The sequence below is a fragment of the Acidovorax sp. GW458-11-26-14-TSB4 genome (assembly GCF_059423865.1).
Window position 1 is genome coordinate 266170 of the sequence record NZ_JBWKYR010000008.1, and the last position, 18658, is coordinate 284827.

General features: G+C 57.7%; 17 protein-coding genes. 8 read left to right on the plus strand and 9 right to left on the minus strand.

The genetic code is table 11. The features are described from left to right. Positions 1-44: 44 nt before the first annotated feature. Both AC07X5_RS18555 and AC07X5_RS18560 read left to right on the plus strand, forming a co-directional pair. The gene (locus AC07X5_RS18555) at positions 45-425 is read left to right on the plus strand and encodes a hypothetical protein (RefSeq protein WP_056419692.1); all 381 of its coding nucleotides are present in this window, start codon (positions 45-47) and stop codon (positions 423-425) included. Between the two features lie 429 nt (positions 426-854). After that, on the plus strand, positions 855-1787 hold the full coding sequence (locus AC07X5_RS18560) for a cation diffusion facilitator family transporter (RefSeq protein ID WP_056419686.1): 933 nt from the start codon (positions 855-857) through the stop codon (positions 1785-1787). A gap of 534 nt (positions 1788-2321) precedes the next feature. Here AC07X5_RS18560 and AC07X5_RS18565 read toward each other — a convergent pair. The 3 genes from AC07X5_RS18565 to AC07X5_RS18575 form a co-directional block, all read right to left on the minus strand. Then, complete coding sequence (locus AC07X5_RS18565; RefSeq protein ID WP_056419680.1) at positions 2322-2849, minus strand: DUF4148 domain-containing protein; 528 nt, start codon at positions 2847-2849, stop codon at positions 2322-2324. A gap of 98 nt (positions 2850-2947) precedes the next feature. Further along, a complete protein-coding gene (locus AC07X5_RS18570; protein ID WP_056419676.1) occupies positions 2948-3319 on the minus strand; it encodes a DUF4148 domain-containing protein in 372 nt (123 codons plus the stop codon). A 225-nt stretch (positions 3320-3544) separates the two neighbouring features. Further along, entirely contained in the window at positions 3545-3943 is a 399-nt protein-coding gene (locus AC07X5_RS18575) for a YkvA family protein (RefSeq protein ID WP_494771325.1), read from the minus strand. A gap of 241 nt (positions 3944-4184) precedes the next feature. On the opposite strand from AC07X5_RS18575, the gene AC07X5_RS18580 reads away from it, so the two are divergent. Together AC07X5_RS18580 and AC07X5_RS18585 are read left to right on the plus strand one after the other, a co-directional pair. Continuing rightward, entirely contained in the window at positions 4185-5192 is a 1008-nt protein-coding gene (locus AC07X5_RS18580) for a DNA-binding protein (RefSeq protein ID WP_494771326.1), read from the plus strand. 512 nt (positions 5193-5704) lie between these two features. Next, on the plus strand, positions 5705-6265 hold the full coding sequence (locus AC07X5_RS18585) for a hypothetical protein (RefSeq protein WP_494771327.1): 561 nt from the start codon (positions 5705-5707) through the stop codon (positions 6263-6265). A gap of 34 nt (positions 6266-6299) precedes the next feature. Here the strand turns inward: AC07X5_RS18585 and AC07X5_RS18590 are convergent, their stop codons facing one another. Continuing rightward, complete coding sequence (locus AC07X5_RS18590; RefSeq protein WP_184856108.1) at positions 6300-7112, minus strand: hypothetical protein; 813 nt, start codon at positions 7110-7112, stop codon at positions 6300-6302. Between the two features lie 589 nt (positions 7113-7701). Beyond that, on the minus strand, positions 7702-10644 hold the full coding sequence (locus AC07X5_RS18595) for a Tn3 family transposase (protein ID WP_184856106.1): 2943 nt from the start codon (positions 10642-10644) through the stop codon (positions 7702-7704). 109 nt (positions 10645-10753) lie between these two features. Here AC07X5_RS18595 and AC07X5_RS18600 point away from each other — a divergent pair, with 109 nt between their 5' ends. Beyond that, positions 10754-11689, plus strand: a complete 936-nt coding sequence (locus tag AC07X5_RS18600; protein WP_494771328.1) for a DNA-binding protein — start codon at positions 10754-10756, stop codon at positions 11687-11689. Positions 11690-12484: 795 nt separating this feature from the next. Here the strand turns inward: AC07X5_RS18600 and AC07X5_RS18605 are convergent. Continuing rightward, entirely contained in the window at positions 12485-13435 is a 951-nt protein-coding gene (locus tag AC07X5_RS18605) for a DNA-binding protein (protein ID WP_494771329.1), read from the minus strand. Between the two features lie 164 nt (positions 13436-13599). Between AC07X5_RS18605 and AC07X5_RS18610 the strand changes: the two genes are divergently transcribed. Then, on the plus strand, positions 13600-14673 hold the full coding sequence (locus tag AC07X5_RS18610; RefSeq protein WP_494771341.1) for a site-specific integrase: 1074 nt from the start codon (positions 13600-13602) through the stop codon (positions 14671-14673). Positions 14674-14710: 37 nt separating this feature from the next. Here the strand turns inward: AC07X5_RS18610 and AC07X5_RS18615 are convergent, their stop codons facing one another. From AC07X5_RS18615 to AC07X5_RS18625, 3 genes are read right to left on the minus strand one after another with little or no spacing between them, the layout of a single operon-like run. Then, positions 14711-14887, minus strand: a complete 177-nt coding sequence (locus AC07X5_RS18615; RefSeq protein ID WP_494771342.1) for a hypothetical protein — start codon at positions 14885-14887, stop codon at positions 14711-14713. Then, a complete protein-coding gene (locus tag AC07X5_RS18620) occupies positions 14884-15750 on the minus strand; it encodes a zinc metalloprotease (protein WP_494771343.1) in 867 nt (288 codons plus the stop codon). The genes AC07X5_RS18615 and AC07X5_RS18620 overlap by 4 nt, the downstream gene beginning before the upstream one ends. A gap of 4 nt (positions 15751-15754) precedes the next feature. Next, positions 15755-16315: a hypothetical protein gene (locus AC07X5_RS18625; RefSeq protein ID WP_494771330.1), complete on the minus strand. Its 561-nt coding sequence runs from the start codon at positions 16313-16315 to the stop codon at positions 15755-15757. 640 nt (positions 16316-16955) lie between these two features. Here AC07X5_RS18625 and AC07X5_RS18630 point away from each other — a divergent pair. Then, on the plus strand, positions 16956-18215 hold the full coding sequence (locus tag AC07X5_RS18630) for a glycosyltransferase (RefSeq protein ID WP_494771331.1): 1260 nt from the start codon (positions 16956-16958) through the stop codon (positions 18213-18215). Positions 18216-18306: 91 nt separating this feature from the next. Further along, on the plus strand, positions 18307-18658 hold a 352-nt coding region (locus AC07X5_RS18635), incomplete at its 3' end, for a hypothetical protein (protein WP_494771332.1).

Genomic DNA, 18658 nt, shown 5'->3' on the forward strand with positions numbered 1-18658 from the left:
TGATCGCGGGACCTTCCCATTTCTCCAACCCCAAAGGAACTGCCATGAAACTCTCCCACCTCTTTCTCGCCCTCACGGTATCGATCTCTGGCGCAGCCATCGCGGCTGACAACCACGGCCACGACGTCAAGCCGATGCATGGTGGTGCTGTGGCGGAAGCCAAGGACGTCGAGTACGAATTCGTCGCCAGTGCCGACAAGCTGCAGCTCTTCATGCGCGACCACGGAAAACCCGTTGCCGTGGCGGGGATGACCGCCAAGGTCACCCTGCTGGCCGGCAGCGAGAAGCAGGAGGTTCAACTCCAAGCCGGTGAGGGCAAGTTGGAAGCCGCGGGTAGCTTCAAGGTCCCCGCCGGTACCAAAGCCGTGGTCGCCGTCTCGAAGGCCGGCAAGTCGGTCGCCTCGGTCCGCTTCACGCTGAAGTAACACCAACGCCGCCCGAAGCATCGCTCCAGTCCATGCGAACGACACCGCAGTGGCGGGTCCGTACCGCCCCTCGGCGCTGTGCATGTCCTTGCCCTTAGAGGCAAAAAGGAGCGATCCATGTCAATGCAGGCGGCCCAGGGTGGGCTTTTCGCCAAGCTGTTCTGGATCTGGATCAGCTTGTTGGTCTCTGTGTTTGTGTTCTGGCGGCTGCGGCACATGTGGCTCAAGCGCCATCCCCCGATGGACGTTCGAACCAAGTACAGCCGGCGACTGGCCAAGAGACTGAGGGACCGGCAAATAACGCGCTTGAAGTGCCGGACCACGGGTAAGCCTCGGCACCGGCGACGTCACTGAGCGCCAAGGCCGGACGAGGACCGCGGACTGAACGCGGTCGATGACATCACCAGACTGAATCTGAGGAGACAGACCATGGGAAAAGGTTCCGACCACGCTTTGCCAGCGGCAGGAAACGAAAAGGCTTTGCGCTACGCGCTGATGCTCACCGGCGGTTTCATGCTGGCAGAGGTCATTGGCGGCGTCATGCTCAACAGCCTGGCTCTGCTGTCCGATGCCGCACACATGTTCACCGACGTGGCGGCGCTGGCCATTGCGCTGGCGGCCATTCGGGTCGGGCGCCGGGATGTCGACGACCGGCGCACCTTTGGCTACCACCGATTTGAGATCCTGGCCGCCGCGTTCAATGCCTTACTCCTGTTTGGCGTTGCGGCGTACATCCTTTATGAGGCGTGGCAACGCTGGAGCAACCCGCCGGCAGTCCAGACCACTGGGGTGCTGGTGATCGCTGTACTGGGCACGATCGTCAACCTCGTGAGCATGCGCCTTCTGTCCTCAGGCAAGGATTCCAGCCTCAACGTCAAAGGAGCCTACCTTGAAGTCTGGAGCGACCTGCTCGGCTCGATTGGGGTCATCGTGGGGGCGCTGGTCATTCTGTTCACAGGGTGGAACTGGGTCGACACCGTCATTGCCGTGGCCATCGGCTTGTGGGTGCTGCCGCGCACCTGGATCCTCCTGAAAGAGACGCTCAACATCCTGCTCGAAGGCGTCCCCGAAGGCATCGATCTGCCTCAGCTCAAGCGTGCGCTCCTGGACCTGCCAGGGGTGGTGTCCTTGCATGAACTGCATGTCTGGGCGGTCAGCAGCGCCAAGACCAGCCTGAGCGCTCACGTCGTGTACAACCCGCAAGCGGCAGACCCTGGCACCATGCTGGCCGCCGTCAACCAGTTGCTGGCGAAGCAATTCGAGATCACCCACACCACCATTCAGTTGGAAACCCAAGCCTGCGGTACGGCTGCCGCCGGCACTTCGAATGCTGGTGCGGATCACTGGAAAGCACCCGTGTGATTTCCGCGTGGACGACCACCCTCCGTTCCTGCTTTGCACAGCGCTGGGCAAACAGGTGGCGCCTGCCAGCGCTGTGTGTCGTGGCCATGCTCGCCGCCGGCTGCGCCACCCCCGTGTATGAAAACTCCCTACCGTGGGCGGAGGGTTGGCGCGTGGGCAAAGTCAGCAGGGTTGAAGCCACTGCTCAGGACCTGGCGTTCTACAAGCGCCGGTGCAAGGCCGATCAGTTAGATCGTGCGCAAGAGCGGTTCGCCATTGTTCAGTGGAGAGAGGTGGGTCGGTCGCGCTGGACCGTTGCGCGTCTGCCTGCAGATGTAGCCGTGGTTGCTGGAGAGCCGGTCTACGTCAAGGTTTGGGATTGCTCGGCAGCCCTCGTCAAACGTGAGATGAACTAGAGCACAGGCGAGCTCAAGTCGGCCGATTCAGATACCTCACCGGTCGCACCCGGTGTGCACGAGTGAACGGCGCTGGTGCCCACCACCACGGAGCGTGAGGGCGGGCCAGCCCAGCGCGACTGGGCTCTGGATCTGATGTTCAGAGATCGCGGCCATTGGAGTGGCCCGATTGCGCGGCCGTCGAGCCCGCGTGGTGCTGGTGGTATTGGCCAGGGTAGATTTCATTGAGCTTGCGGCCGTCCTCGCCGGCGGCCATCAGGTCCCCGGTGTGGATAGCCTCTGCCAGTTCCTCCTTGACCTGCTCGCGTGTCTTGCCTGCTTGCGCCATCTTGGACGGATACAGGTTGGGCTGCAGTTCATTGAGCCGTGATCCGGATTCCCCGGCGGCAAGCATGTCACCGCTGCGAACAGCCTGCTCCAGTTCCGCGCGCACCTGGTCCCGGGTCTTGCCCAGCACCGGGGTCTTCAACTGGTAGCCACCGGAGTTGAGCTCACTGACTTTGGCGCCGATTTCCCCGCCGGCCATGATGTCGCCGCTGCGCAGGGCTTGCGAGAGCTCGGCTTTGACCTCCTCGCGTGTCTTGGACTGGGCGCCATGGCTGGCATCGAAAGCGAATGCAGGGGCTGCGCTCAGCGCGAGGATGATGAGGGTGGTCTTGAGTTTCATGTTGGTCCTTAAGGTCAATGGTTGGAAGCGAAAATTTGTGCCTTGGATGGGCGGAGTCGATTGCATTGCGTGTGTCAGGCCCGAGGGCCCTCAGCCGGTCACGGCGCCTGGTGGGCTTCGACCCAGCCGATCTCGCCGCCCAGGTCGCGCACGCCATTCGTAGTGGCGGGGCCCTTTTGAGCAGCTTGAAGTTCATCCAGAACCTGTTGCCTGCTCTTGTTTGACACCGGTGCTTTGACCAGTGGATAGGTGGCGGGGTAGCCGCGGCTGATCCAGTGCAACGAACCGTTTTGCTGCGCAACGAGCACGTTTTGCTGGACGTCTTCACGGCTGACGGTGCGGCCCAGGTGAGATGGCACGAAAGTGGCACCTTCTTCCTGGCTAGGACTGGTGTGAAACGCGGTCGAAGCGAAAGACGCCGTAGCAGTGGCTGCCAGGCTGAATGCGATGAGGGCGAAACGAGCTTTCATGGGGTCTCCTTGAGCACTGAACGCCCGGGTGGGAATTCAGGAGGCACAACCTTCTTGCACCTCGGAGACAAGTCTAGAAATCCGGCACCCACATGCCGCTGACCGCAGCATTACAGTTTTGACAGCACTGTGTCTAAGCGTAGCCACGGAGGTTCACAAAGGCCTATGCCGCAAAGCCTGCGGCGGAGAAGCGCCTTCCCGAGGCGATTCGCGCAAGTCCGTCCCTCAGCCAGTCATGCCCGACTTCCACCAATACCAGGCGCCCAAGCAGGCAGCGAGCCACAGTAGTACAACAACGACTGCGCCGACTTTGCTGGTCGGCTTTGCTGCTTTGGAAGCCATCCACTCATCGGCTTGTGTTCTGCATTCAGCCAGGACGTCCGCCGGCAAAAGTTTGATAGCGACCCATATCAGGCCGGGGAGCAGCAATACATCATCCAAGTACCCCAGCACTGGTATGAAATCCGGAATCAGGTCGATCGGGCTGAGCGCGTACGCCACGACAAACACTCCAAGGGCCTTTGCGTACCAGGGGGTGCGTGGATTCTTTCCTGCAAACCACAGCGTCACTCCATCGCGTTTGATCCGCCTTGCCCAGGTTCTTAGATTGCATGTGATGCTCATATCGATAGCATGCCACGGCCCCATGTCTGATTTTTAACGCGCGACCGCGCAACTGAAAAACCACCCCTCCCATCGCGTTACATGCTGCGGCCCCCCCATTTTTGCGGGCTTTGAAGTGATCACAACAGATAAACCCTTATTAACTTATTCGAATTTCTCCGAAGAATGAGCTCCAAAACGCAACAAACTAGTATGTAATATCGTAGTATGTACCACGGTACGAAATAGTTGGAAGAATGCCATGGCCAGAGGTGGAATCTACAAGTCCGAGGTGCTGCGAGCCAGGGATCGGCTGGTGAGCCTAGGGAAGTACCCCTCCATCGATGCCGTACGCATCGAGCTTGGCAACACCGGATCCAAGGCCACCATCCACCGGTACCTCAAGGAAATTGAAGAGGACGAAGCCAACGCCGCGGCGCCCAAAATCAGTATCAGCGAAGAAATCGCAGAGTTGGTCAACCGCCTCTCCGGCCGGCTGGAGTTCGAGACCAATGCGAGGGTGGTTGCGCTCATGGAGGAGTTCAACGGCAAGGAAGTCCAATTCAAAGCCAGCTTGGACGCATCCAGAAGTGAGGCAGCGGCGACCAGGCAGCAGTTGGAGCAGGCCGGGGCCGAGTTGACCAAGGAGCGCGACGCCGCAGAGGGCGCCGGCAGGCAGCTGGCAAACAAGGAGAAAGAGCTGGCCCAGTTGACCGAGCAGGTTGCCCAGTTGCATGCACGAGTGGAGAGTGCCCAAACTCACAGCCAGTCGCTGGAAGAAAAGCACACCCATGCTAGGCAAGCGCTGGAGCACTTTCGTGAAGCGTCCAAAGAGCAGCGCGAGCGCGAGCTCCGCCAGCACGAGCAGCAGCTGCAGTACCTGCAAACGGAGCTGAGCAAAGCGAATGCGGCCGCCTTGGCCAGCCAGCAGCAGATGCGCAACGACCATCAGCAGAACCAGGCGCTTTCACGGGAGCTGGGCCTGGCCAGGTCACAGCTCCAGCAGCTTGGAACACAACTGGAAGTGACCCAGCAAGCCGCTCAAGGCTTTGCGGATATGCCCCAGCAACTGGAAGAGTTGACAGCAAAGGTCCTGAGCCAGGAGGAAGAAAACACCCGTTTGCGGGCCGATCTGCTCCAGGCCACTCAGCGCAATCTGGAGCTGGAGCGACAGCTTTCAGCAACCGTCGCAGCAGATGCCGCTCGTCAGCAACTCACGACAGAGTTGATGAATCGCCTGGACGCGCTTCGATCTCCCGCAGGCAAATGAACGACCCCACATTCCAGTTCACCCATTGCTGGAGACGGCTGCCGGGACCCGGACCTCTTCAACCCGAAAACTGTCAACACACTATATATAGTGTTTTTGTAATTGTAAAAACACTATAGGTAGCGTTGTTACCGTTTTGCGCTTCGTTTGGAAATTTGATCCAATCGGGCCCTAGCGATGAAGGGAAACTGAGGTTTAGGGCTGCCGCAGGCAACAGTGGGGCGATAAAGCGAGCGCGATGATGGCTCGCGTTCTCCCCAGAGACTGCCTCCCCGCGCTTTGCCCGCGCTGGTGGCTTGAATTCTCAGACTCGGCCCTGATTTGCGCTGCTGAGGAGAGCTACCTGGCGCCAAGTGCCCCGGGTGTGGTCGTTTTTGGCCATTCTGCCTTGGTTCGCGGCAATCATCACACTAATCCACAAGTAACCTGTTGGACTTCACTGAGATTTGACCCGCTGCTTGAATCGGGTAATTACTCAGTGAAGTACAAAAATCAACTAAATGGAGGGGTGAATGGTGAACGCCCGTGGATTGGTTAAGGTTGCACACGAAAAGGCCATTGTCGATATATTTCTCGAGGAGCTCAATCGACGTCACCGCTCAACATACGTTATTGCTGAGCAGCCAGACCCGCCGGATGCGATTATTCGATCAAAAAGGGCATGCAGCTGGGTAGAGGTGACTATGGCCCCGCTGAACAAAAGATTCGCTGCCGATATAATGTCTCATGCTACGCTTGGCGAGACTCCAAAGCCGATGGAATCTGGGATCGTAAACCCTGACGCCCAATTTTTAGACGGCTTGGTAGAGGTGATAAAGATAAAGCTGGAGAAGGGTTCTTACTCAAGTCTGCACGAGAAGTATGGCTCCGGTTATCTTCTTGTGTCAGTTCAGAACCCATTTTTTGACCTCAGCCTATTGCCATCGATGCACGAAGCTTGGGAACAGGCGCCTATTCGCAACCTGGGATACTTCCGGTCAGTTTACTTGGCGGGTCGAAGGAAATGGAGCAATGGGTATTTCGTCCATCGCTGGCTGGATTCCAGCCGCCTGGCTTCTAAATGCGGAATTTAGAAATTTCGTTGCAAAATTCCGACCGAAGGTAGTTCTACAGCTTTGAGACGGCATCAATCAAAAGCGTTGCTCCATCTTTGGCTTGATTGCCCAAGTAAATTGCCGCCTTGGTAAACTTCTCAGCTTCTCCTGCGACAGCCGCCGCAGATTTCAGCGCGCCGCCCAGTTTTTCCCGAAGCGTTCGAACGGGCGGGGATTCTGCGTGAGTGTCCAGCGCCGCTTTGATTTCTTCCTCATCGAAGTGGGCATCACTCACTGCCTTGCGAACTGCGCTGCGAAAAGGTGCTGCCCCCTGGACACGGAACATCCGAAGCGCGCGATTGAGACTTTCCAACTGCTGGTCGGCATATCGCCGAAGCGAAGGGGGGATGCCTTCCACCTCAAGCGCTTGGCGTAGCTCGTCAATTTTCTGTGTCAACTCTGCCACCGCCGCATCTTCCACGACGACATCTTCGTTCGGCAGAACCACCGAAGCCCAGCCAAGCGCTAGTAGGGCCTCACCAGTGATGTATTGCGCTGACTGAGAGCCTTGCGCATTCAGAAGATGGACGTGGAGAGAGTTCCCCAAGTGGTGCACCTGGGGCCCGATCAGTCCCTCTGGGATGCCCGCCGCCTTCGTCGCCTCCAGCACCGCTGGAATCTCCCTTGCGATGGCCGTGATCAGCTCTGCGGCGAGACGCGCGCTCTCCACCTCATTTTCATTGCCTGGCAGCCCTGCAGCCCTTAGCCACCCTGCGCTTGCAGCCGCATTTGGGTTTGGATGCACAAGCTGAACTTTTGCAGCGGAAAGAATTGCATACAGCCGTCCTGCAGCGTTGTTGCCAAGAACCTCGGGTGATATCGTCATTGAGTTGTGCTTCTGAGTTAAAGGGAGCAGCCCTGTTGAGCGCGGCGAACCTGGCCGGCATAGCCCAGGGCGCCACCATGTGCCCGTGAGGCCGCTGACCGACGCCGAGTTTTCATCACGTGCGCGATCGGCGGAACCGAGGAGCGCAAGGTCAAGACCTTTGGCAATGTCGCGGCCCCTGCTAAGTTAAATGCCGAGCAGTATGGCGTGAAGCGTGGCGGACACAAGGGCAACATTACGTCGCACCAAAAGACGCCTTCCTGGTTCGCAACGAGGGGGGCTAATTTTGACCAACACGACTGCGCAGGCTGCCCCATCGGTGATCCAAAACGGCAGAGCGTAGTGCCCCTCTGGGTAGAGGGCGCTAAAGGCTCGACAGTAAAAATTTGCACGTGAAATGAGCTGCCTAAATTTTAAGCAAACCTCAAAGCAGCTCTAAGTTGTTGATTTTATTGGGTTGAGTTTTTGACCAGAGTAAAAATTTGCACGTGAAATGAGCTGCCTAAATTTTGGGCACTCAATTTGGGCAGCCAAGAAATCCCGGAACGGAGCCCTGCGATGGGTTCGGCGCGCCAGGCGGCCGACAGTCTCACGCCCCGACAACCCGCCGCCGGCTGGCGCGCTCCAGGAGGGCATCAACATACTCCTCCACCGCGAAATCCATCGTTCCCCGGAAGTTGATTCCACTGAAGTGCACCGGCCCCATATGGGCAATCCAGTCATCCTCGATGGGGTGCTTTTCTTTGGCGAAGCGGTCGACGACCTGCTGCATCCGGTGCGTGTTCCAAGCGATGACCACATTCGTAAGGAGTGCATGGCATCCGCTGATGGCCACCATCTCGTCTTCCCTGCGCCCACGACTGGGGGAGATCCGCCCGAAGTAAATGGCCCGCTGCAATTGATGAACCGACTCCCCGCGATTCAGGCTCGTATGGATTTCCCGGCGAAAGCTCTCGTTGGAAAAGTAGTCGCACAGAAAGACGGTACGCAGCAGGCGGCCAAGGTTCTCAAGGGACTTGAACATGGGTGAGCCGGCAGCGTGCGAGCCGAGCCTTTCCAGCAATTCTCGTGGGGTCACCCGGCCAGTGTGGATTGAAGCCATGACGCGCATGGCCTCGTCCCACCCCTGGACGATGGACTTTTCCGAGATGTACTGGATTTTCAGGCGCTCCATGTTCTCCGGCACCTTCATGCCGTGCAGCAGCACGAGCTTTCGCTCGGCCATGTTGCGAAGTTGGGGGCACAGATCGAACCCCGACAGCTTGGCCGTGGCCATGGCGATCGACGTGTAGCCGTGCGTGTCGACGGCGAGCCACTGCAGCTTGCGGTCCACCGGACTCTTGGTGTTGTACCAGTGGGCCCCATGAATGGCCGCGGCCGCCTGGCGCGTGTTCAGGACGATTGGCTGGTCGTAGAAAACGCCGTAGCTATCGAGGACGTGGGTGTAGATGCCCACCGCGAAAGTGCGGCGGCGCGGGTCTACACGGGCGTTGAAGAGGCGGTTGCTTGCGTCCATGGACATCATGTCCGAAGAGCCTTTCTCCCCGTTGCCCCAATGCGCGGCAATGGCGTGCTCCATCTGGAAAACCAGCACCCGGTCATTCGCAGCCCGTACGCGCTCAGGGTTCTCCAACAGCCGCATGGCGGCCGCGATGTGCGACAGCTCGACACGCGGGATCATGGCTGCAACGCCGGCGACGTCATTTTCAGTGCCCATCGCGAGCATTGCGCCATACAGGGCAATGAGTTCGCGGGTGGACTTCGCCTTTCGACCAAGAATGACCTCCGAGAAATTGGTCTTGGCATCCACTTCGATCAGGATTTTTTCGAAGCGCTCTGGTCCGATGATTTTGAAGATGGCATCTCGTGCCCGTTCGACCTGCATGTCGATGTCTTGAGGAGACAACCTGGGAAAGCTGATGTGCTGGGATTCGTGTATTTCCAGCCTACCGGCGTCCAGCGCCTCGGACAGCGCTCGGAGGCCAATTTCGCACGCGTGGCGGGTCCGCTTCAAATACAACTTTGGGTCTGAGAACGCGTTCATTGCACTGGTGAGCTTGTTGCGGTCTCGATCCCACTGATCTTTCGGGATCAAGAAGTCCTCACGATTTCGGTGCTTCCAGCTATGTGCTACCCACAGCCTGCCGCCGCGCAGCCCCTTGTGGATGGCCAGAGCGGTAGAAGCCTGCAGGGCCCCCAAGGCCCGTTTCCGGTCATCGCCTTTGAGCAAGTCATGCCATACCCTGTCCGTGGTTGGCAGTGGGAAGTCAGCGGGCAGCTCGTTCAGGTTCTGAGCTTTGATGTCGCGCAGTGCCTGGACCAACTGGAGCGCAGGATCGTCGTCTGGTCCCTCGATCTCGATGCCTTCAAAAGCGCTGAGCACTGAAGCCACCGCAAAGCGCTCGCCGGCCAAGTGGTCGCGCACCAGGGCAGAGCCAGAGAGGTTGGGTGGTGCTTTCTCCGAGGGGTACATTTCCTTGAGCGTTTCCACTTTTTGCCTGTCGGTCTTGTCATTGCTATGGATCACCGCTCGAACCCGCTGCTCTTGCTGTGCGTACTCCATAGCGGTTTGCGCGCGCAAGGACTGCACGCGGCCACGTCCTTGGCCGATCAGGCGGTTGAGATGGCGGCCCGCTGTGTAAAACGCGTTGTCGGTGAATTCAAGCAAGGTCGCGCGCAGAAAGCAGCAAACCTCGAGCATCTGGGTCGTTTCGGCCAGCAACCGCGTTGCTGATGGGGGGCGATGCACCACGGCTCGGGCATAGGCGCGGATCCGCTCTCCACCAATCGCGGACAAATCCCAGTCATGGACACCCAGTTCCTTGAGAAAGGCGATCTTCTTGCTTGCTTCACGAAGTGAATGAAGCCCGTGTTTCCCGGGCGGCTCTTTAAGCCATTCCAGCTGCGTGCCACCGGTGCGGCCTTTGCGCCCGGAAAAGACAGCCTTCAAGGCCCTGTGAGCATGGGCCTCAGTGACTTTGACCCGCACCACTTCGAGCGCGGCGGCCGTTTCGGCCTCAAACGCTCGGGCGGCAATGCTCCGCAGTATCCGTTCGTGGGGGATCAGCAGTTGGTTGTCGAGCAACCAGAGTTCCGCGCGCTTGACCAGGTCTTCGACAGAGACAGCCGTTGTCGCCAGGGCCTTCAGCGCATTGCCGAGTTCATCGAGGTTCTGCGCAGTTGCCGGTGCCAGATTGGCGAGGTTTTCGAGGATCCACTGACGGTGGGCGGTCAACGTTGCAGGCCGCTTGTACAGGGACTTGAGCGAGGCAATGGACGTTTGTCGCAGCTGGAGCTCAGCGCTGAGGTACTTCAGAAGAAGCGCAGGGATGAGCGTCAAGTTCTCAAGATGCCGCCCTGACGCACGCAGAAAAACGAGCAGGACAGCAGGCCCAAGCGCGTTGTCTCGGTACCGCGACTTCAGAGCATCCACATCTTCCTTGGACAGCCGAAAGCACAGCCCCAGATCGATGTCGGTGAGGGTCTTGGGGAACGCGGTTGAGCCTATGAAGCGCTGATGAAATCCCGACATTTCTCCTGCCTCCCTGGACGGGCACTCTGGCAGCAGGATCGGGTTCGGTCAAGGCGTCTTAGAGCTCCGGGTTTACCCGCAATGGGTGGCGTAAAAATCTGAGCGTGAATTGAGATCACCCCAACTGGGCCGTGGATCCCCCAACACAGTGGGGCCCATGCTCGATGGCTGGTTTGGCTCCCTGGCCCGCCGGCTTCAAGCGCCCGCGGACGTAGTGGATCCGTTGGCAGATGCCGATCCCGCGTTGCCCGCCCCGGTCATCAGGGCCGCGAAAACCTTGTGGGGCAGGGCGCTCCAGCATGCGAACGAACAGGCTGCCACCCAATTCGCGCAAGCCCGCGCCGGCCTGGAGGCACAGGAGCAAATACTGCGCACCGCCCAGGAGGGGCTGGCGCGGGACCGGCAGCGCCTGGACGACCGCAGTGAGGCCTATGCGGTGGCCATGCAAGCCCGCGACGCCCAGGTTGCCGACCTGGCACGCCAGTCCCAGGAGCTGCAGCAGCAGTTGCAGGCCTGCCAGCAACTGCTGGACAGAGCGCGCGCCGAGGGTGTGCAACTGCGCCAGGCGGCGGATGCAGAGCGGCGGCGCCTGGAGGCCAGAGAGCTGGAACACCAGGCCGAACGATCCCGGCTCGAAGAGCGTTCACAGGCCCAGGAGCGCAGGCTCCATGCCGAGGTTGACCGGGCGCGCCAGGAGTCCAGGCGGCTCGCATTGCAGCTCGAGGTGGACGGCAAGAAAGCCGCCAAGGCGCTGGCCGATGCCACGGACAGGGCGCGGGAGCTCGACGCCCATGCAGGCACCCTGCAAGCCGAGAAGGCCAGTCTGTTCCAGCAGCTGCAGTCCGCCCGCGAGGAGGCCAGAGGCCTGCAGGCCAAGGTCGACGAGCGCAGCAACGAGCTGTTCGCCGTGCTCAAAGAGCTGCGGGACCGGTTGCCACCCAGTTCCACCGGCGAACCGGCAGCGCCCCCCAGGGCTAAAAGGAGCAGAAGCCAGAACAGCCCGAAGCCGGTGCCGCACCGGCCACGGGCAGGCAAGGCGCAATGACGCTGGGGTGAGTCGAACTCAGATCCTGGCGAGCAGTTCAGCCTTCTTCGCTGCGAACTCTTCCTCGGTGAGGATCTCTTTGTCCTTCGACGTGGACAGCTGCGAGATGGATTCGAATCAGGTGCCCGAGCGCCTCGGGGCTGAAGCCCGTGCGCTGGGGCAGCGGGGCAATAAGTTGCTGACTGTGGTCCATGGGTTCTGGCGTGGCAGGGTTCATCGGCCCGATTGCGCCAAGTTCCATGCTGACCGCATAGAAGGGCGAGCGGCGTTGGCGCCGAATGAATGCGGGCCGGTGACAGGGTCTGGATGCGGCGCGCAACCCGCTGTTTGGTGCGTATGATATTTAACATAATACACATCGTATCTACTAAAGTACTTTTTGCTCACGCGATGGCTCCTCCTATCGCTTGCACTTTTTTTGAGGCTGTTGTCCGACGGCAGAGAACTTGTGCAGTCAGACGGAAGAAACGCCGTTCAGCAAGGCGGTTTGCCAGCGATCCGACCATCACCTCACCACCTTGAGTGCCGTTTGCGTCAACAGCAACCCAACTTGCCTGCCGGTATGAAGCTCTCCAACTTCACTTCCGATTGTTCGCACGCTAACCAATATGCCTTCCGCTTGTTCGTCTGCTCACCAACATGCCTCCCGAATCAGCACTCGAGGCCGACTGCAGCAAAACGGCGGTCGCTTGCGTCACTGAATAGAGTGTGCATGAAGCCTTGGCGTTCGGTTGGTGGGAGCCTCACGGCTGGGCAGCAGCATATCTCCTGCACCACGGTAGCCGGCTGCTGGTGCTAGCGCCTCGTTCTCCGGTTCTTTGCAGTAGGCGATTCAACATTGCCGGTCTGGCTAGGCGGCAATCGATCACGCAGTTCGTTGAGAACAGCGAACATGTCATTGTTGCGCTCGTCAAACTTTGCTTGAAGGGCCTTCATTTCATCGCGAGCTGCATTCAGGTCTTTGACCAAGCCTGCTTTCTCAGCCTGCAGTGCGCCCCCATAGACCTCGAGCTCTCGGACCCTGTCCTGCAAATCAGACAAGGACTTGGCAGATTTCCGGTTGTCGCTCTCCAACTGGAGAGCCAAGCGCTTTGAATCCTGGCGTGCCCGATCTACTTCTGCGTTGAGCCTGCGCTCCTGAGCCTGGGCGCGCTCCTCTAGGCGCGAGCGTTCGGCCAGGTACTCTGCCTCCTTGACCTCTTGCCTTCGACGGTCTGCATCCGCCGCCAAGCGCAGTTGCACACCCTCTGATCGAGCCGTTGCTAGCATCTCCTGGCTGCTTGCAAGCTGCTGTTGCAGATCCTGGACCAAGCGGCCCAGTTCGGCGATCTGGGCATCCTTAGCCTGCATCGCTACCGTGTAGGCCTCGCTGCGGTCGGCCAGACGCTGGGTTTCCTGAGCCAATGCTTCCTGGGCGTGATTCAACGCATCGACTTGAGCATTCAGCTCTTCGCGAGCCTGGTTGAACTGGGCTGCTGTCCGCTCATCGGCGTACTGCAGCGCCCTGCCCCACAGGGTCTTCGCAGCCCGGAGAACCGCAGCGGGCAGGGGCGCGTCGGCGCCAGCGACTTGCTCTGCAGTCTCTCCTGGCGCCTGCAACCGCTTGGCCAGCGCGCCATACCAGCCATCAAGCATAGGCCCGACCGTGTTGGGAGACCCGCGGCCGAGCCGCTGCCGAACGCGCTCGATGGTTGGCCGCTCGCCCAGGGCCAGCACGGCATCGGCTGCGGCCCAAACCTCATCCATTTGCACGCCTCGCGGCCCTCGAACAATTCCTGGTTGCATTGCCCTACTCCAACGTTAGAATTACCCACGATAAGGCATGTTTATCGCGGTTCAACTCTATTTTGTATATAAAACAATACATCATATGTACGAAAAATGCAAAAATCGACTTCTCGTGGCTACAAATGCGCCTTCCAACCCTTAGAAGCCTGCCGGCGCTGCAGCCGGAAATGCTGTCGGATGCTACGGCGCGTGCGGTGCACGAGCTGCTGCGCGAGGGCGAGTCGGTCAACACGCTTGCTAGCTACCGCTCTGCCCTGCGCTACTGGGCTGCCTGGTTCAATGTGCGGTATGGCCAGCCGATAGCCTTGCCGGTGCCGCCCAGCGCGGTGCTGCAGTTCATCGTCGACCATGCGCAGCGCACCACGGCCGATGGGCTGGTGCACGAACTGCCGCCCGCGATCGACGATGTACTGGTCCAGGCCGGGTTCAAGGGAAAGCTGGGCCCGATGGCTCTCAATACCTTGGTGCATCGGATCGCAGTCCTTTCGAAGACCCATCAGATCAAGGAACTGAAGAATCCGTGTCAGGATGCCAAGGTACGCGAGCTACTGGGGAAAACGCGCCGGGCCTACGGCAAGCGCGGCGACCTTCCCAAGAAGAAGGACGCTCTGACCAAGGATCCGCTGATGGCGATGATCGAGACCTGCGATCTCTCCACACTGAAGGGTTTGCGCGACCGCGCCCTCCTCCTCTTCGCCTTTGCCAGTGGGGGGCGCCGCCGGTCCGAGGTGGCGGCCGCGGATATGAAGAGCCTTCGGCGAAATGGCCCAGGGTCATTCACCTATGTGCTCACCCATTCCAAGACCAACCAGATGGCAGTGGATCGGCCTGAAAATTACAAGCCCATTGAGGGCGTGGCTGGTGAGGCCCTGGAGGGGTGGCTGGCTGCTGCAGGGATCAGCGAAGGAGCTGTGTTCAGACGCGTGGGCAAAGGCGGGAAACCTGGTGCTGGGCTTTCTCCTGCCTCGGTGCGCGACATCGTGAAGGAACGGGCCCAGGCGGCGGGATTGCCCGACTCGTACTCTGCTCACTCGCTACGCTCAGGGTTTGTCACCGAAGCTGGAACGCAGAACATACCTCTTGCGGACACTATGGCCATGACTGGCCATCGTAGTGTGGCGAGTGTGTTGGGGTATTTTCGCTCATCAGGGGCGAGCCAAGCTGCCAAGCTGCTTGACTATGGCGCGCCTGAATGAGTGCGTCATGTCGCCGCTGCACTTACCCGTTTCGTCTTCAGGAGTCCAATGATGCCCTCAATCTTGTCGGAACAGTCATCCGCCTTCGCTGGTGTAAATAGAAATCACTGACCGACGTCGCGATGGCGATGACCGCCACCGACATCGAGAATTCCGGTATCCCGGTGAAGGTCGGAATGGCGTTGACTGCGCGCAAGACGATGAGCATGTTCATGCGACCACTGTCCAGGGAAATTCTGCGTGAGCCGACGCCCAAGGGCTGCCGCAATACCTTTGGTCCATCGTATCGATGCCATCAGAGTCCCAAATTGCCCGAACTTGGCCAGCATAAAATTGAGTATCTTCATCTCCCTTTGCCAACTGTTCTTCGCTTGAGAGTCCCCTGGGATTAAAGACATAGGTGGTTGGGCCGCTTTGTAGAGCCTCGGCTCCATATAACTCATGAAGTGCCACAAGGTCCAGCACCAAAGGTCTAGTAGCGTAGGTGTCGTGAACTTGCCATCCTAGTCCACCTAGGAGTCTTGCATACGACATTACTGAGGCTGCCTGACTTTCAGTAGTTGTGCTGGTGGACGAATTTGTATTGAGGTCGTCCAACCCCATTGCATGACCTACTTCGTGAAGCAATGCAAAATAACCAAACCCTCCATAGGCAGCATTCTCAATGGCACTGGGGTCGATAAATATCTCACTCTTAGGATTTTCTTTTATGTTGTTTCTTAATTCGATTCCGGTATGATTTGTGGCTGGAACCCCTAATCCAATTCGAATCTGAGCTTTGCTTGGATCGTCAGTAAAGGTGAAGCTTACCTTTACCCCCTTTGACATTGTTGTAAATGCCGCTTCTGCTCTCTTTTTTTCTTCAGGAGTCCAGTCTCTTACCTGATAGGTGCCATTCGCGTTCATTTTGAGGTGGCCATCATAATAAGGCCCCTCGATGTCGCCTGCTTTAAAAAAATATACATTAACGGGTTCGCCCCTCTCATCCCATGGCCGATATAGTGATCCGTCTACACCATTCTCCACAAAATTGAGATAGCTGTCGCGATTAATGTCAGGGATGGTTTTGATTGTCATGGTATTATTTTACTTTATTGCATGATTTCAAGGTTGGAGCTGCAAATCCCGCTCTCAGCGCAAAATCCTTTACACTGGTCAAGCTTTCGACTGGCAGTGGCTTTCCATCATTCCAATTAGATCCAAGAGCGGGAATGAAAATTGGTGTAGAAAATTTCTCAACTCCACGCTGGTAAGTTGCACGGTAGGATAAAAATAATACCACCTCGTTCCCAACAAGACTCTTGTAGTACAAGTCACGCTCAATTTCGTTTATTAAATCAATTTTTGAGGAAATATATAGCTTTTTGAATTCGCAATGCTCAACGTACTTTAATGAATCCGTGGAGTCAGGCGCCATCATGTAAACTTTTGCGTCAATTATTTCCATGAACTGATCGCTGACCGATCTGTTCTCTGGTTTTTCCATGAATGAAAGCTCACCAGAAAGATCTCGGTCAGTGAATTTTATTAGTTCGCCAGCCTTGCCATCAATGTATACAATTCTTGTGAATTTCCCGATAAATATTAACGGCTTTTTAGACGACAGAAAATAGTCGAGAGGCACTGGGCTTGGGAATGGCATGCCAGAATTCGCTTCTTCTGCGGATAAAATAATCAGGCAAGGTAAAACGAAGCATATTAATTTTCGATTCGCGATTTGTGTAATGGAGTACCAAATTCTTGAGAGGAAGATCATCCGAAAATCCTTTATAGTCGACCTTGATAACTAGGGAGGGTTCTGCTTGTGTCCGTGGTATCGTGTCTGCGGCGCATTCGTAGTGCAAAGCGGTTGATCATCATGGATTCCTGATTCGGGATTTCAGGTTGCATTTTTTAAGATAAGACCAAGTCTCGCGAGATGATGCATAGGACTCAAGAAATTGCAGTGTTACTGTGACCGCGCCTGTTGTCGGCCTGGTGCGCTTTTTTCCATGTTGCTTCGGCATCCGCTCCTCAAGTAGTGTGGAGCCTCTTTCTCTACAAGGATGCTAGCGTGCTCCATGAAGCTAAAGCTCGAGAATCACCCACCTAAATGGGTGAAGTTGCATCAAAATGTTTCAATGCTATTCTTGATGCTCGACCATACGTTGTAGCTCATCCACAGGTTTCCTTGTAGGCGCCCTTCATTGCGAAGTTGGCTTCTTCTCGCCCGCTTTTTGCTGCAATCCCTCTCTGGCATTTTTGAGTCTACGGTGCCAGATTGAAGCACGTTGCTTCTAATTATGAAAATCTTGTTTGTCCACCAAAACTTCCCCGGCCAATTTCTGCATTTGGCTCCCGCGTTGGCGCGCGAGGGTCACGATGTAGTAGCTCTCAGCATGCGCCCAGGTGCAAGTGGAGTCACCGTGTGGAAGGGAGTGAGGGTGCTCTCGTACCGTACTCGACGTGGGACGTCCGCCAACGTTCATCGATGGGCGAGCGACGTAGAAACCAAGGTGATCCTCGGTGAGGCTTGTTTAAGAGCGGCCCTTTCATTGCAGAGGCAGGGTTGGACGCCGGACGCAATCGTCGCGCACCCGGCTTGGGGCGAGAGCCTGTTTCTGAAGGACCTCTGGCCCAAGGCTCGTCTCGGGTTGTATTTGGAGTTTTTCTATCGCATGGAGCATCAGGACGTCGGCTTCGATCCTGAATTTGCATCCTCGGACACATTGAAGACCGCATCCATGCTTCGCATGAGGAACGCCGTCAGTTTGCTCCATCTAGAAGCAATGGATGCGGCAATAAGCCCAACGCTTTGGCAAAGCAACACCTATCCTCAAGTCTTCCGTGAGCACACCACCGTTGCTCATGATGGCATCGATACCATCCGCCTTTGTCCGAATCCCGCGGCCACAGTCAAAGTCAATGGGCAATTGAGTCTTCGGGCTGCTGACCAAGTGGTCACATTCGTTAGCAGAAATTTGGAGCCCTATCGCGGGTACCACATCTTCATGCGCGCCCTACCCGAAATACTGCGCCGCAGCCCGACTGCACACGTGTTGATTGTCGGGGGCGATGGAGTCAGCTACGGTCGGTCGGCGGATCCCGAGCTTGATGGCTACACCACCTGGAAAGAGAAATTTGCCATCCCCGCCCACGCTCAACTGACGGACGAGGAATGGAGCCGAGTGCACTTTCTGGGAAAAGTGCCTTATGAGGCGTACCTCTCAGTACTGCAAGTTTCCTCTGTACATGTGTATTGGACATACCCCTTCGTCCTTTCATGGAGTCTGCTAGAGGCAATGAGCATCGGGTGCACTATCGTTGCAAGTGATACCGCCCCGGTGAGAGAGGTAATCACCCATGGAGAGACTGGGCACCTAGTGGACTTCTTCGACACGAGCGAAATGGCTCGTAGAGTATGCGAAGCACTGAAGAGCACAAAGGGCAGCCCCAATGATATGGGCCGTCAGGCGCGAGAGCACATACGAGACCGATACGATCTGGCGACCCAATGCCTTCCTAAGCGGATTACATGGGTCTACGACAAGCTGCTTTCATAAGCATTGGGCACGGCTCTGGAGTGAGGGGAAGACGTTTCAAGAATCACGGGCTTCCCGGAGATCTCGGCCAAGGGCAAGCAGCCTCTAGGACGTGTCCGTCCTGGGCCAACCAGCTGCGGCCATAGCTGCGGGCAATAAAGCACGGGCATCGGAAGCGGGATCTCCAACCCATCAAATTCCGCTGATCGTGATGATTTCCATCATTTATAGCGCATTCACTTTCCTGGCAACCTACCTCGCGCCGCTGGCCTTCTACCAGTTGAAGACTGATGCCGGCGGGCTGGGGATCCTGCGATCGTCCTGGTCTGTGGGTGCAATTGTTGGCACCATCGCCGTTGCCATAGGGAACCTCTCAAAACCCACCCACTCAATCTTGAGTCCCCCGCCACAGTCCGAGCCACCGCATGATCACGCCCCGCAGCGCCTTGAAGTTCGACCTCTTT